The sequence below is a fragment of the Campylobacter sp. RM16190 genome (assembly GCF_012978835.1).
Classification (GTDB): domain Bacteria; phylum Campylobacterota; class Campylobacteria; order Campylobacterales; family Campylobacteraceae; genus Campylobacter_A.
The window spans coordinates 121,299-135,022 of record NZ_LIWS01000002.1 but is presented as its reverse complement, the minus strand read 5'-3'; the positions used below and the strand labels follow the sequence as shown (position 1 = coordinate 135,022).

General features: G+C 35.4%; 17 protein-coding genes and 6 tRNA genes. 11 read left to right on the top strand and 12 right to left on the bottom strand.

The features are described 5' to 3' along the window. Positions 1 to 49 precede the first annotated feature (49 nt). From CDOM16190_RS02740 to CDOM16190_RS02730, 3 genes are all read left to right on the top strand, one after another. Positions 50 to 1,180 carry a tyrosine-type recombinase/integrase gene (locus CDOM16190_RS02740; protein ID WP_170018792.1) on the top strand — a complete coding sequence of 377 codons (1,131 nt, stop codon included), beginning with the start codon at positions 50 to 52 and terminating at the stop codon, positions 1,178 to 1,180. A gap of 2 nt (positions 1,181 to 1,182) precedes the next feature. Continuing rightward, the gene (locus CDOM16190_RS02735; protein ID WP_170018791.1) at positions 1,183 to 1,719 is read left to right on the top strand and encodes an ATPase; all 537 of its coding nucleotides are present in this window, start codon (positions 1,183 to 1,185) and stop codon (positions 1,717 to 1,719) included. A 621-nt stretch (positions 1,720 to 2,340) separates the two neighbouring features. Then, on the top strand, positions 2,341 to 2,547 hold the full coding sequence (locus CDOM16190_RS02730; protein ID WP_170018790.1) for a hypothetical protein: 207 nt from the start codon (positions 2,341 to 2,343) through the stop codon (positions 2,545 to 2,547). 749 nt (positions 2,548 to 3,296) lie between these two features. Here the strand turns inward: CDOM16190_RS02730 and CDOM16190_RS02725 are convergent. Further along, positions 3,297 to 4,064: a helix-turn-helix domain-containing protein gene (locus tag CDOM16190_RS02725; protein WP_170018789.1), complete on the bottom strand. Its 768-nt coding sequence runs from the start codon at positions 4,062 to 4,064 to the stop codon at positions 3,297 to 3,299. 180 nt (positions 4,065 to 4,244) lie between these two features. On the opposite strand from CDOM16190_RS02725, the gene CDOM16190_RS02720 reads away from it, so the two are divergent. From CDOM16190_RS02720 to CDOM16190_RS02710, 3 genes are read left to right on the top strand one after another with little or no spacing between them, the layout of a single operon-like run. Beyond that, complete coding sequence (locus tag CDOM16190_RS02720; RefSeq protein ID WP_170018788.1) at positions 4,245 to 4,493, top strand: hypothetical protein; 249 nt, start codon at positions 4,245 to 4,247, stop codon at positions 4,491 to 4,493. 9 nt (positions 4,494 to 4,502) lie between these two features. Further along, positions 4,503 to 5,012: a nucleoside triphosphate pyrophosphohydrolase family protein gene (locus CDOM16190_RS02715; RefSeq protein ID WP_170018787.1), complete on the top strand. Its 510-nt coding sequence runs from the start codon at positions 4,503 to 4,505 to the stop codon at positions 5,010 to 5,012. Continuing rightward, positions 5,002 to 5,547 (top strand): hypothetical protein, encoded by a 546-nt coding sequence (locus CDOM16190_RS02710; RefSeq protein ID WP_170018786.1) that lies wholly within the window; start codon positions 5,002 to 5,004, stop codon positions 5,545 to 5,547. The genes CDOM16190_RS02715 and CDOM16190_RS02710 overlap by 11 nt, the downstream gene beginning before the upstream one ends. A gap of 21 nt (positions 5,548 to 5,568) precedes the next feature. On the opposite strand, the gene CDOM16190_RS02705 is transcribed toward CDOM16190_RS02710, so the two are convergent. Beyond that, the gene (locus CDOM16190_RS02705; RefSeq protein ID WP_170018785.1) at positions 5,569 to 5,796 is read right to left on the bottom strand and encodes a hypothetical protein; all 228 of its coding nucleotides are present in this window, start codon (positions 5,794 to 5,796) and stop codon (positions 5,569 to 5,571) included. A 141-nt stretch (positions 5,797 to 5,937) separates the two neighbouring features. Here CDOM16190_RS02705 and CDOM16190_RS02700 point away from each other — a divergent pair, with 141 nt between their 5' ends. Genes CDOM16190_RS02700 through CDOM16190_RS02685 form a run of 4 tightly spaced genes read left to right on the top strand, consistent with a single transcriptional unit; the run spans position 5,938 to position 7,844 of the window. Continuing rightward, the gene (locus tag CDOM16190_RS02700; RefSeq protein ID WP_170018784.1) at positions 5,938 to 6,429 is read left to right on the top strand and encodes a S24 family peptidase; all 492 of its coding nucleotides are present in this window, start codon (positions 5,938 to 5,940) and stop codon (positions 6,427 to 6,429) included. A gap of 2 nt (positions 6,430 to 6,431) precedes the next feature. Continuing rightward, positions 6,432 to 6,635, top strand: coding sequence for a hypothetical protein (locus CDOM16190_RS02695; RefSeq protein ID WP_170018783.1), 204 nt, complete (start codon positions 6,432 to 6,434; stop codon positions 6,633 to 6,635). Beyond that, positions 6,625 to 6,858, top strand: coding sequence for a hypothetical protein (locus CDOM16190_RS02690; RefSeq protein WP_170018782.1), 234 nt, complete (start codon positions 6,625 to 6,627; stop codon positions 6,856 to 6,858). The genes CDOM16190_RS02695 and CDOM16190_RS02690 overlap by 11 nt, the downstream gene beginning before the upstream one ends. A 20-nt stretch (positions 6,859 to 6,878) precedes the next feature. Further along, complete coding sequence (locus CDOM16190_RS02685) at positions 6,879 to 7,844, top strand: hypothetical protein (RefSeq protein ID WP_170018781.1); 966 nt, start codon at positions 6,879 to 6,881, stop codon at positions 7,842 to 7,844. Between the two features lie 977 nt (positions 7,845 to 8,821). On the opposite strand, the gene CDOM16190_RS02680 is transcribed toward CDOM16190_RS02685, so the two are convergent. From CDOM16190_RS02680 to CDOM16190_RS02650, 7 genes are all read right to left on the bottom strand, one after another. Further along, a tRNA-Leu gene (locus CDOM16190_RS02680) sits at positions 8,822 to 8,906 on the bottom strand. Positions 8,907 to 8,955: 49 nt separating this feature from the next. Next, a tRNA-Arg gene (locus CDOM16190_RS02675) sits at positions 8,956 to 9,032 on the bottom strand. Positions 9,033 to 9,044: 12 nt separating this feature from the next. After that, a tRNA-Arg gene (locus tag CDOM16190_RS02670) sits at positions 9,045 to 9,121 on the bottom strand. A gap of 5 nt (positions 9,122 to 9,126) precedes the next feature. After that, positions 9,127 to 9,203 (bottom strand) — tRNA-His (locus CDOM16190_RS02665). An 8-nt stretch (positions 9,204 to 9,211) separates the two neighbouring features. Further along, positions 9,212 to 9,289 (bottom strand) — tRNA-Pro (locus CDOM16190_RS02660). 166 nt (positions 9,290 to 9,455) lie between these two features. Further along, positions 9,456 to 10,124 carry a DNA alkylation repair protein gene (locus tag CDOM16190_RS02655; protein WP_170018780.1) on the bottom strand — a complete coding sequence of 223 codons (669 nt, stop codon included), beginning with the start codon at positions 10,122 to 10,124 and terminating at the stop codon, positions 9,456 to 9,458. Then, the gene (locus CDOM16190_RS02650) at positions 10,114 to 11,388 is read right to left on the bottom strand and encodes an MATE family efflux transporter (RefSeq protein WP_249934096.1); all 1,275 of its coding nucleotides are present in this window, start codon (positions 11,386 to 11,388) and stop codon (positions 10,114 to 10,116) included. Before CDOM16190_RS02650 ends, CDOM16190_RS02655 begins: the two co-directional genes overlap by 11 nt. Between CDOM16190_RS02650 and CDOM16190_RS10815 the strand changes: the two genes are divergently transcribed. Then, on the top strand, positions 11,387 to 11,518 hold the full coding sequence (locus CDOM16190_RS10815; RefSeq protein WP_283956936.1) for a hypothetical protein: 132 nt from the start codon (positions 11,387 to 11,389) through the stop codon (positions 11,516 to 11,518). The genes CDOM16190_RS02650 and CDOM16190_RS10815 overlap by 2 nt on opposite strands. A gap of 80 nt (positions 11,519 to 11,598) precedes the next feature. Here the strand turns inward: CDOM16190_RS10815 and CDOM16190_RS02645 are convergent, their stop codons facing one another. The 3 genes from CDOM16190_RS02645 to CDOM16190_RS02635 form a co-directional block, all read right to left on the bottom strand. Then, positions 11,599 to 12,324: a TerC family protein gene (locus tag CDOM16190_RS02645; protein WP_169976362.1), complete on the bottom strand. Its 726-nt coding sequence runs from the start codon at positions 12,322 to 12,324 to the stop codon at positions 11,599 to 11,601. A 66-nt stretch (positions 12,325 to 12,390) separates the two neighbouring features. After that, entirely contained in the window at positions 12,391 to 13,425 is a 1,035-nt protein-coding gene (locus CDOM16190_RS02640) for a threonine aldolase family protein (RefSeq protein ID WP_170018778.1), read from the bottom strand. A 157-nt stretch (positions 13,426 to 13,582) separates the two neighbouring features. Beyond that, positions 13,583 to 13,657: transfer RNA gene (locus tag CDOM16190_RS02635), tRNA-Glu, on the bottom strand. Positions 13,658 to 13,724 lie beyond the last annotated feature (67 nt).

Genomic DNA, 13,724 nt, shown 5'->3' with positions numbered 1-13,724 from the left:
TTACACTTTTGTTACACTTTTGAAAATCGCAAGCTTAAGAGGGTTAAAAATGGCAGATGTTAAATCGAAACGTTACACGGGAGTTTATTACCGCATTTTAGATAATGGAAGCAAAACATACTACATCATTTATCGACATCCAACAGAAAATAAAAATATACGGCTTAAAATAGGAAGCGACAAGGACGGATTTAACGAAGTATATTGCTACAACAAGCGAGCCGAAATACTAGCCAAACTTAGGCTAGGCGATGATTTAAAAATACCTATTGTCGCTAAAAAACAGCACAAGACAACGCTAAACGATATTGCCGATAAGTATTTTGATAGTAGAGCAATAGCAGGCGAAACAATAAGCCTAAAAGAGCGCAGGAGTAAATTTAACAGACATCTAAGGGACACAATAGGCTATAAGCCTTTAGTATCGATTAAAAAAGATGATGTTATAGGGCTACAAAAGGAGCTTATAAGCGCAGGATATGCAAACGCAACTATCGGCAATATATTACAGCTTGGCGCAACGATATTTTATTACGCTATCAAGCAGGGGCTATATAATTTCGCAAACCCGTTTATAAGCGTAGAGCATAAAAAAACGCCAAATGCCCGTATAAGATATTTAAGTCTTGATGAGGTGCAAAAGCTCAAAGACAGCGTTAAAAATGATGAAATTTTATATCTTTTTGTATTGATTTCAATCACGACAGGCGCAAGGCTAGAGGGAGTATTAAATATCAGGTTAAAAGATATTGATTTTAATGCAGGAATTATCAACATTTACGACTTTAAGAGTGGGGATAGATACGCGGGCTTTTTGACGGATGAGGTTAGAAGCATTTTAGAGAGCAAAGACAAGCTAAAAGAAAATGATTATATCATCAGTTACGAAAACGGCGAAAAAACCGAAAAAAAGCGAATACAACGCAGATTAAAGCCTATATTAGACAAGCTTTTTAATAGCGGATTAGTGCGAAGTGATAGGGGTAATCGGGTAGTAATTCATACTTTACGCCATACATTCGCAAGCCTTTTAGCCATACAAGGCACGCCGATTTATACCATACAAAGACTACTAAACCATAAGGACATTAAGCAAACTACACGCTACGCTAAGCTATCGCCAAAGAGTGGAGCAGATGAGGTTAAAAGGCTATTTGATAAGCAAATTTTAAAAGGGTAAAAATGGAGCAGGAAAGACTAATAGAGCTATTTTCAGCCAAAAGATTAAGCAGTTACAAGAGCGAGGGAGAGCATAGGGATAATTTTATACTTATGCAGATATTATCGCCAAAGCTTGGCATTTTAGAGATTATCACACGCAACAAAATAGCAAAAATTTTAAATATTAAAGATGATGATTTTATCTCAAAACAAAGCTTAGGATATTGGGTTAAGACAATGGACGAGGCGAGAATACATAATCAAATTATGGACTTAAATGATATTGATTTTAGGCGGTATTCAGAGTTTAATATCAATACAAAGCTAAGAAACTATCAAAAGGTATCAGTTGCTTATATACTGCTAAGGCTTATCAGAAATCGGGCGTTTCACTTTGAAAATTTATATAAGCTAAATGATAGTGGAACGCCTAGAGTATCAGCGTGTAAAGAATTTGGAAAAACTAGAGTTATTATAGGCATAAATCCAAATATGATAGAAACTTTTATTAATGATTTGTTAGCTTGTTTTGGCGATGATGTGAGAGGATATTTATAAGAGTGGTGGCGGTAAAGCACCGCCGTGAAAACAAGCTCATTATATCAAATAATTTAATAAGTGTCAATTAGTGAATAATGGTGATTATTAGAGATATATAAACAGCTCACAAGCTTTAAAAAAGTGCAAATCTAAGAGCCAAAAAAGGGGAGCTAAAGAGGCGGTAAAGCACCGCCGTGAAATGAGGCACTAGGAGCCTCTCGAATGTAAGCGAATTATAGCAAAACGGGCTTTTAGATGTCAATTCATAAGCTTTAATCCAGCTCGAGAAATAGCAAGAGATAAGCTCAACAGCAAGAAATCAAGCCGGGATAACATAGCTCAAGCTCGAGTAAGAAATCAAGCAAATTTAACCTACTCAAGAAGCTTTAAACCAGCCCGGACAAGCACAACACAATCAAGCAGATAACAAGAAATAAGCTCAACAGAAGCAAATCAGGACATCAGCAGGAAAAGCAAGCAGATAGCAGGAAATCAAAGAAATTTAACTCAATCCAGCTTATACGTTAAAAATACGGCAAAACTTTAACACATCAGGCAAAAAGAGAGTTAAAGACAGCACAAAAACACAACTAAGCTTTAAAGAGCTTAGATATAATCCAAAACAAAAAAAGGCTTAAAATGATATGCCCTAAATGTGGGAGCGAGCAGATAGCAACAGTCGCAAGCATTAATGGCTTATGGGTAGAGCGTTACAAAAAGTGTAAAGCCTGTAAACATAATTTTCAAACGTGCGAAATTATAAAAGTAGATAGGGAGCTTATCGAATATCAAAAAGTAGTGCTAAAGCAAATTTTAAAAGACAGCAAAAACCAAAAAGAAGCTTAATTTTGGCTCAAAGGCTCAAAAGGATATAGACACATCAGGCGAGAAGCTAAACGGCTCACAGCGAGCAAGGAAACGAGCCAAAAGGGCATAAGATTTACAAAAAGCTAAAAAGTGTAAAGCAATCTGTAAAATTTTGTAAAAAAAATGTAAACAAGTGTAAAAGAAATTTTGACAGTTCAAAAGCTTTTAAATTTTAACTCAAATAGCCTTTTAAACAATATTTGCTTTTAAGTTTAGTTTCAAAAAAGACTTTACAAAACTTTACACTTTTATATATTTTTTAACTTATCTTTTTTTATTCATCAAAATATAAATTTTTACTTCATCTCATATAAATTTTAAAAACTCATCTTGTATAAATTTTCACAGAATAAAGATATAAAAATAGTTACTATTAGGGCGATGAGGTTTAAAGCTTGGAATAAAACGAGTAAATCGAGGGCTAAATTTTAAGCTGGTGCAAGGGCAAAAATAAGCGTTAAAAATGTCGGAATTGATATGAGCGATAATTCGTAATCGTAACAAGTAGCCTATTTTAGGGCTTTTAGAATAAACGAGATAAAAGACGGGCTAAAAACAGATGATAAAAAGTTAGAAAATAAAATGTTAAAAATGTCGGAATTGAGATTTTTAAGAGGGTTAAAAAATGTCGGAATTGGTAAGTTTTAAAAATGTCGGAATTGAAAAAACCAAAGGAGCAAGAGGGCTAAAAATGGCAATTTTGCCAAAATGGAAAAAGTGCAAAAACTTTAAAATTCTTGCAATTTTTTTATCTCTTTTAGCTTTTTGATGATTTCATCCGTAAAGCTATCAGGGGCAAATTTTAAAAGCTCTAATAATTCCTGATGTTTTGGCGGTATATCGCTAAGGGTATTTAACGGCGTGATTTTTTCGGGCGTATTGCGCTTTTTAATAATGCTTGCGTAGTATTCAGGGGTTAAATTTAAACCGTTTTTTTCAAGGTCAGATAATATCTTTTTTTCTTTTTCAGCCTCTTTTATTCTGTTTTCCTCTTTTTTAATCAACTCTGCCTTTCTCACTTCATCTATACTGTGCGAAGTAGAATAATAATACAGCATTAGCCTATCAATAGAAATACCCTCAACATCCAAGCCGACACAAGACGGCTTTATACCTAATAAAGATAAATCATTATATTTATAAATTAGCCCTTTAGAGTAGTTATTAAAATTATAAATTTTTTTATATTCATTAGGTGCAATTTTTAAAATTTCTGCCATTTTTTCATCTGTATAATTAAAAATGCTTTGATACATAAGCACAACACGCACAAATTTATTTAATTCATATTCGTAAGTGTCCTTTATAATATAATCTTTTGTATAGCCAAAATATAGGCTAATAAAATCCAAATACTCATCAGACGGAAAATTTTCAGCACGTTCATAACTTCCTATTGTCCGCTCTTTAAAACCGCTTATATTCTCTAAACCTTTGCGAGTTATCTTATTTTTTCGCCTTATCTGTTCTAACTTTGCATTTGGTAATACTTTCATAACAGTCCTTTTTAATATACGCTACGTAAGCAAAAATTTATTTTTAATTTTTTATAATTCTACTTACGTTACGTAAGTCTTTAGATACATTGCTTACAAATAAATACAAAATGTATTTAGATACTTACATTATAGCTAAATTACAACTAAATACGACTAAATCACATTAAAGGAGCTAATATGCTACAAAATGACACCTACAACGAGATTGTAAAAAATCTTAGAGCCAAATACAAAAAACAGGCTTTAAATATGTGCGAACTTGCGGACGAGCTGGGCGTAAGTGTTCATACGTTGCGCTTAAGTTTAAAAATGGGTAAAAATATGCCGAATTATAAGATTTTAGGCAGTGGCGAGAAGCGAAAAAAGGTTATTTTCGCACTTCACGATGTAGCGAAATTTCTAGCTAACACAGAGCAAGTCTTATAAGGGCTTGATATGTCAAAAGGTATAAATTTAATCGCCGTTTTTAAAGAGGACGGGCTTATTTATGATGTGCTTTGTCTTGATATAGCAAACGGGGAAGCAAGACTATACGACAGCTTAGGCGATAGAGATTTTTACGTAGGTTTAGAAGCTATCGAGCTTGTATCGGATATTGACATTGTAGGGCGTATTTACTCTTGGAATAAAGAGCGAGGATTAATCAATAAGGGCTACAACAAGAGCCGTGAAGCCTCATTTATATCAGAGGAATTAAACAAGCTTTTAGAGAGCGAGAAATTAAGCGAGGATATAGACGCTTATATCGATAGTATCGTGTTTCAAATAGGTGCATTAAGCAAGATTTTAAAAGACCCCGACAAGGTTAAGCGATGTTTTGAAGCGGTGCTAGACGCAAACGACCAAAAAGGCAAAGCGACCGACAAAGAGGGCAAAATTATCAAAGATAGGACAAATTTTAAAGAGCCTAACGAAAAAATAGAGGCGATTTTAAATGAGTTTTAGGGATGAAAAAATAATGAGGGGCAAAACGCTTAACAAAGCGAATTGCGACCAAATTATAACACATTTCTACGATAAGTCAAGCCATATTTTTATCTTTATAGGTTTTGAGTGTGTGGGCTTTATTCACACACTCAGGCTTAATTACATAGTTTTAAAAGGCATTGAAACGCTTAAAAGCCAGCAAATGGCAAAGCAGATTAGCAGGCTACAGAATAAATTTGTCTTTTTGATTTGTCCTAAAGTGCAAGGCGAGGATGAATTAACGACTGATTTCAAATCGGCTCTATCAAGGGTTAAAAGCGTTTTATTTTGCGTAGATTTTGAAGTATTGAAAATGTTTTACCTCATACAAAAATCAGAACGCAAAAAGAACAGATATTTAATAGGCATAGAGTGCAAAAGCAAGGATTTAGAAAGCTTTGTAGATGACGAGATAAAGGACTTTAGCGGATGTGATGATAAATCACAACTTAGCAGAATAACGGCAAGTTTATTAAGAGAAATGGCAAGGGATTTAATATCGTGGCACGGGTAAAAAGAGCGGATAAAACACCGCTTAGCTTAGTGATTTTTTATTTATATAAGGCTCAAAAATTGCGACTGCGCTATCTAAATCACGGGCTTTTGAATAATTTTCAAGCCACGAGCCAACCCAAGACGGAACGGGCTTTTTTTCATCGTGCCAATTTGAAACAGAGCTATAAGCAAGACCCGTTAAATCGGCAAAATCTTTACGGCTTAAGCCTAAATCGTCAAGCTTTTTATCAAAATCTTTTTTTAACATTTTATACCTTTTTTTATTCTTTTGATATAAATATTATACTATTTTTCATCAAAGAAGTAAATAAACTATTGACAAGATTATCAAAAGGGTATATAATTCTGCTTAATTTTCATCAAAAAAGTAAATAATAAGGAGTAAAATATGCAAGTAATTAGCAAGGCGCAGGCAATAGAATTAAGCCATACAAGCCTACAGCAAAACAGAGAATACAGAGGCAATCCAGAGCCAAAAGAGAAAGCCAAAAGGCTAAATAATGAGCCTTACGACCGCTTTAAAAACATAGATTTACAGCCCTTTAAGCAATCAATCAAAGAGGGCTTATTATATGCGGTTTATAGCGATGAAAGTAAGGTAAAGTATTTACAAAAAGGCGATGTATTAGTCATCAATCCAAACCAAAACAGAGTATTAGAGGGATGTATATTTGCATTTGTTTATAAGGGCAATATCTTAGTAAGAGAGTTACAAATTTTGCCAAAAATAGGCAGAGATTATAAAGCCTATAGAGCCGTAGGGCTACCGCACGAGGAAATTTATAACGCCGATGAAGTGGAAGTGATAGGCATAGTAGCAGGCAAAATCAAAGAATTACATCACGGATTTATGCTTGAAGCAAATCAGCAAAGGGGCTAAAAATGGCAAATTTTAACAAAAGCTTTTTTTATTATAGGCTTGACAAAGACGAGCAAGAATATCAAAAAGAGCTACACGACAGCAGGCAGGAAATGAAGCGAGAGAGGCAGGAGCAGGAGCGAATAGGAGCTTTAAACCACATAGCAAATATAAGAGCTAGGATAACCGCAAAAACATCATACAAGGGGCTAAATAATGAGCGATAGTAGACAAAACAAAGCTTTACAGATAGAAACGCTTAATCAGTCTTTGGAAGTCTTAGACGGAGCGCAAAAGTTATTAATGGCACTCGGCAAATTTTCACGTGAGCTTGATAGCGAGATTTCAAATAGCATATTTTTACTTGATAACGCAGTTTTTACAAGCATACATAAGCTAAGGGAAGCCTTTAAAACAGAGCTTAAAGAATACGAGGCGAGTAGCTTATAAGCGCAGATATTAGGGATAAAATGCAAGTTTTTAACGATAAAAATATTATTTTTGGCGAGCGTGGTATCGATACGATAAGACAAATCGCACACTATAATACTTTTAAAAACATTATCGTTAAAAACGGCTTTGAAGTGCAAACAGATATTAAAAATTTACCCATTAACCCATACATAGCGCAAATATATCAAAGCCTTAAAAACGACCCTAAAAACAGATACAAGAAAGAAGCTTTTAAGCCCGTTATCGAATACGCCAAAATCTCACAAGGTAACGGGCTAAGCAATTATATAATCATAGTTAAAAACATACCTTTACTATTCGAACACGCATTAGCCCACAAGAAAGCGAAAGATACATTTTGCTTACTCATATACACGGGACTACATCAGCCAACAAAGCAGATAAACAACGAGGCTATAAAATTTATTTCAAAGCTTTTAAGGCGCAAAACTTTTATACTTTTAAATTGTGATGTAGCAAGTGATTTTAAAGACAATCGGGATATTGATTATAGGCGTAAAGACGAGTTTAAAAGCTCATTAGAGGGCGTAAATAACGATAGCTACATAGTAAAGCATAATAGCTTATATTGCAACAAAACAACGCTTAACAATATCGATAAAATACTACTATACGACAAATACAAAAAGCAGACCATACACCAAAAACAAAGCTTAAATCACAGCCTTACGGCTTGGAAGCGATTAGAAATCACAATAAAGCCAAAAGGCAGAACGGACTTTATAAGCTTTATCAAAAATGAGCTACCGCAGAGCATAGAAACAGCCGACAAAATAGCGCACAGATTACACGCTAGAGGGCTTACCAATGATAACTACCTGATATATCAAATCAAAGCCTTTACAGACGGCAGGACACTAAATCGCAAGGGGCTACAAGACCGCTTTAACTCAAAACAAGCATTAGACAATTTTATCAACACAAGCCGAAAGAAACGAACCCAAAAAACGGATAAATTTTAACTGCAACCCTATTTAAAAATGTCGGAATTGAGATTTAAAAGAGGGTTTAAAAAATGTCGGAATTGAAAAAAATCATTTCAAAATATATCTTTTAAACACGCTTTAAACGGGCTTTAAACTATTTTTAAAAACCTCAACGAGATATAAATATATAAAATTTTATTCAGTGCAGGGGTGAATAAAATTAAGCAAATTTAACACAATCCGGCAGATAGCAGGAAAGTAAAGAAATTTAACTCAATTCATAGTATATAAATTTTAATATTCAAAATATTTGTGTATCAAAAAAGAGCAAATTTTATACACAAAACAGAAAAGCAATCAAAAAGTAAAATATATTTTCAGCTCAAAAGCATTTTAAACCTTAAATTAAGAAAACTAAAAAATTAATCATTTTTTGATTGAAACCTTAAGAAAAATTATAAAAATTTGGCATTTTTTGAAGTTGTGAAACGTGCTTTAAGTTTCACAAACCTTAAACAGCTTAAAAAGCTTGAAAAGTGAAAAGCACAAAGAGCGAAAACCACGCAAAAACCCGCAAAAACGATATTTTGTAAAAAAGTTGTATTGAAAACTGCAATTTTCATAACTATTTTTGTTTTTTGGTGTATTCTTAAACTTTTTAATTAATATTTTGTAGGACTAAATATCAACGATTTATTATATCAATTTCTAAGCTTAAAAAATGTTTAATTATTATTTTTTATACCAAATAGCTATAAGTAAGCTTTAAAAATATAGGGCTTTTTTTGTTACACTTACTTTTTACACTTTTAGCTTATTAAATGCCGTATTCTAGGGATTTTTTATAAAATGGGTTAGATGAATTAGTCCGTATAGTATCTCATAAATGCCCTAAAATAGGCACTTTTAAGCACTTTGTTACACATAGCTTACACTTTTGATATTTTTCTAACCTTAATTGGTTGTCGAAAGCTCGTATTTTAGGGGATTTTAAAGGGGAAAAAAGTTAAAAATGGTGCGGATGAAAGGACTTGAACCTTCACGCCGTGAGGCACCAGATCCTAAGTCTGGCGTGTCTGCCAATTTCACCACATCCGCACGTGTATAAAGAATGGAAGTTTATCTAAAAAATATTAAATAAACCAAATGGTACGCCCAAGAGGATTCGAACCTCTGACCTACGGCTTAGAAGGCCGTTGCTCTATCCAGCTGAGCTATGAGCGCATAACAACAAAGTGGCGCGCCCGATAGGAGTCGAACCCATAACCTACAGATCCGAAGTCTGTCGCTCTATCCAATTGAGCTACGAGCGCCAAAGTGGGGTGAGTGATGGGAATTGAACCCACGACCCTCAGGACCACAATCTGATGCTCTAACCGACTGAGCTACACTCACCACATAGATGGTCGGGGTGAAAGGATTCGAACCTTCGGCCCCTTGGTCCCAAACCAAGTGCGCTAACCAGCCTGCGCTACACCCCGAAGTATGTGTGCCCTACTTCATTGAAAAAGCGCATTTTAACCAAAATTCGGCTCAATGTCAATAAATTTTAGATTAAAATTTATTTTTTAGCTAGATATCTTCATTTAAAACTTAAAAACAACCAAATTTAACTAAATTAGCAAAATTTATCTAAAAATTTACATATCAAATTCTAAGTTTTACGAGCTCATCTTTGACGCTCTTTTGCACCCGAAAACTATCTCTTATCTTTGAAATAGTTTTGTTTTGCACAAATTTATTAAGCCTTTTACTCTCAAGCAAATTTAAAACAGGCTCTTTAAATTTGATAAAAATTTCAGCCATAGCCCATGCCATAGCCATTTTGACATAGTATCTCTCGTCTTTTTCGTTTATGCAAATTTCAAAAAATTTATTAAGCTCAAATGCCGCCAAATTTCTCATATAATAAACATAGAAAAAGCGCTTTTCATACTCCAAATTTGAGCTAAGACACTGCGAAAGAAGCAAATTTACAAATCTACTATCCTTAAATTTTATCGCGTCAAACTGATCGCAGATCGCCCAATTTGGCATAGTTTTTACAAATTCGCTTGCAAGAGCAAATTTACTCTCGTCATCTTTTAGATTGATGATTAAAAACGCTTTTATCGCAAATTCCTCATGAAAAGCAGGCTTAAAAAGACGAATTTCTTTTACATCTAACTTGAGCGAAAAATCTTTGGCTATCTTTTTAAGCATAGGCGTTCTCACACCCAAAATTTCAGGCTGAGATATTAATTTTTGTGAAAAAATCCTAAATTTTTCTTCCTTATGAGTTTGTAAAATTTCAAACAAGCTATCTTTAAACTCCACTACTATCCTTTTTGAGTAATTTTTTAAGCTTAAAATACATATAAATCAAAAAACATCCCGCCGTAAAATAGACGTTGAAAAACATGCCGACCCAAATATCTATAAGCACCCCTTGTAGCACGTAAACCACAAATGAAAATATACAAATTTGAAGCACGATCAGTCGCATAGCGTTTAGCACAAACGCCATTGTAGGTTTTTTTATCGCTTGCAGGGCGCTGCCTGAGATATTTATGACTCCGTATCCGAAAAATGCGAAAGAATTTATAAGAAGGTAGCTTTGTCCCGCACTTAAAACCTCGGCATTTGTATCAAAAAGCGAGATGATATAAGTGCCGCAAAACACACAAAAAGCACAGGCGAACAAACAAAAATAAAGTAAAATTTTAAGCGCGCATTTATAGCACTCTATCACACGCTCATACTCTTTAGCGCCGAAATTTCGAGATATGATGCTAAGAACGGCGGCGGCTATGCCGATAGTAGGCAAGGCGACGATCTGCTCGATCCTAAGTGCGATACCGTATCCTGCAACCGCGTTTGTGCCGTAATGGCTTATAAATTTTAGCAGTATCAGTCCGCCAAGCGACATAGAAAGATAGTTTAAGCATGCGGGCACGGCTTGCCTTAAAATCTTAGAGTAAATTCGCCAGTCGGGCAAAAACATAGCCGGATTTTGAAAATCAATCATACCCGTTTCGCGAACTTTTTTAGACAGATAAAGAGTGCCTAAAAACTGTACGCTTGCCGTCGCAAAGGCTATCCCGCCTACCCCAAAATCAAAAATATATACATAGACATAGCAAAAAAGAGCGTTGATAAAAAGCCCCATAAACAGCCAATTTCTAAGCGTTTTTGTATCCCCAAGCGCGACTAAAACGCCGTTTAATCCCTTAATAGCTAAGAAAAACGGCGAAGCTAGAAAAATCACTCTTATATACTCAAGCGCTTCGCTTAAAAACTCATCGTTTGCACCCAACAAAACAAGCAATCTAGGCGTGATAAGATAGCCTAAAATTCCCATTGAAATAGCAAAAAGAAGCACGAAAACAACGCCCTTTTGAGCGTAAATTTTAGCTAAAAATTCCCTTCTTTGCCCAAGCGAATTCCCAATCAGCGCAGTAAGAGCCGAGCCAAATCCAAGCCCGATACCGACGACGCTAAGATAAAGCAAAAAGCTCATCGACATGCCCGCAACCGCAGTCGTTGAGATCGTAGAAGCAAAGTAAGTTCCCGTAACGTTATAAAGAGTGTTAAACATCATGGCAAGCCCGGCAGGCGTAGCTATGGTGATGATAAGCGGTCTAATGGGGTCTTTGGTTAAATTCATGGCTGAATTCTATCACAAATTTGGCTTTAAATTTGAGCGAGCGATAAATTTGGCGCTTCCGTAAAAAGAAAGTAAAATTTGTGCTAAACTAGCTTAAATTTAAGAAACTCTTTTGACCGCAAAGCAGCCAAAAGAGTAAGATTATCAGTGATTTTCTATCTGGCGAGCTTTCTTTCTTGCGTAGATATTAAGAAGCTCGACAGAGAGAGAAAAGCCCATCGCAAAGTAGATGTAAGCCTTAGGCACGTGCAAGCCAAGACCTTCGCCAACAAGCGCAAATCCGATAAGGATAAGGAAGGCAAGGGCGAGAATTTTGATCGTAGGGTTGTTGTCCACGAAATTTGATATCGCCTTGGAAGCAAACATCATCACGCCAACTGCGATCATAACCGCAAGTATCATGATCTCGATGTGATCGGCCATGCCAACCGCTGTGATAACGCTATCAAGCGAAAATACGATGTCAAGGATGGCGATTTCGGTGATGATGATCCAAAATCCCGCCGCTTTAGGCGTCTTTTGCTCGTGATGCTCGCCGGTTACGTTTGAGTGGATCTCAAGAGTGGATTTTGCAATGAGGAAAAGTCCTCCTAAAATTAGCACCAAATCCCGCCCCGTAATCGTAAAATCAAACACGGTAAATAGCGGCTTTGTAAGCTTCATAATCCAAAATAGCGAAAGCAGCAGCAATATACGTGTGATCATCGCAAACGCAAGTCCCATTATACGGGCTTTGTCTCGCTGATGAGGTGGAAGCTTGCCGACCAAAATCGCTATAAAAATGATGTTGTCAATTCCCAAGACTATCTCAAGTGACGTAAGGGTAATAAGCGATAGCCACGCCTCAGGAGAGCTCATCCATTCAAACATATTTTTAAGTCCTTTGTATAAAATTTTAAAAACAAGATTATATAAAAATTTATAAAATTTCTAGCTTCATAAAGCAGAAATATCTTCTATCAAGCTATTAATATCACTCTCTTGGCTAGACCAGCTAGTACAAACCCTGATAAAATTTCGCCCGTCAGTCATTTTATAAATAAACTGAAATACATACTTTTGGCTTAGTTTTTCAAGCCATTCATCACTAAGCGCGAAAAACTGCTGATTAGTTTGAGAATTTGACATAACCTCTACGCCCTTATCCTCAAAGGCTTTTCTAATTTTAAGCGCGTAAGAAACGGCATTTTTACAAATTTCAAAGTAAAGATTATCCGTAAATAGCGTATCAAACTGGATTCCAAGCATCCTACCTTTGGCCAAAAGCGCACCACGCTGCTTCATTATATACCTAAAATCTTTTTTAAGAGTGTTGTTTGTAATTACCACAGCTTCTCCAAAAAGAGTTCCGCACTTGGTGCCTCCGATATAAAAAATGTCGCAAAACTCAGCAATATCCGCTAAATTTAGATCACAAAATTCGCTCATTATCCCATATCCAAGCCTGGCGCCATCTATAAAAAGTGGTAAGTTTAAGCTTTTGCAAACGCTACTAAGATCTTTAAGCTCTTGCTTTGAATAAAGCGTGCCAATCTCGGTAGGAAATGAGATATATACCATTCCAGGCTGAACCGTATGATGTCTTACAGGATCTTTTTGATGTAGTTCACAGCACTCTTTAACCTGCTCGGCCGTTATTTTTCCATCAATTGAAGGTAAAATCAAGACCTTATGTCCGCCAGCTTCTATGGCTCCAGCTTCATGGACGGCTATATGACCACTATCTGCAGAAATTACGCCCTGATGAGGACGTAAAATAGAGGCTATAACTATAGAGTTTGTCTGAGTACCTCCAACCAAAAAATGTACATCTGCATCAGGTTTTTTACAAGCGTCTTTGATCTTTTTTATTGCACTTTCGCAATACTTATCACTACCGTATCCAAGGCATTGATCATCATTTGTATCAACTAAATTTTGGATGATTTTAGGATGAGCCCCGCTTGCATAATCGCATTGAAAATATGTCATTTACTCTCTTTGATAATTTTTTAAAAACAAGATTATACAATAAAATTAAATTAAAATTTGTATAATAAATATTACTATCAATCCAGCTTATAGAAATAATTATCTATTAAGCAGTTTAAAGATACAATTTTGTTTTTCTAAAGATAGAGATTAGAAGTGGTGACCCATACGAGACTCGAACTCGTGTTACCGCCGTGAAAGGGCGATGTCCTAACCGCTAGACGAATGGGCCACTAAATTAAGCGGAAGTGCAATTTTATCTAAGAAATATTTAAAATTAGCTTAATAGAAAGTACTTG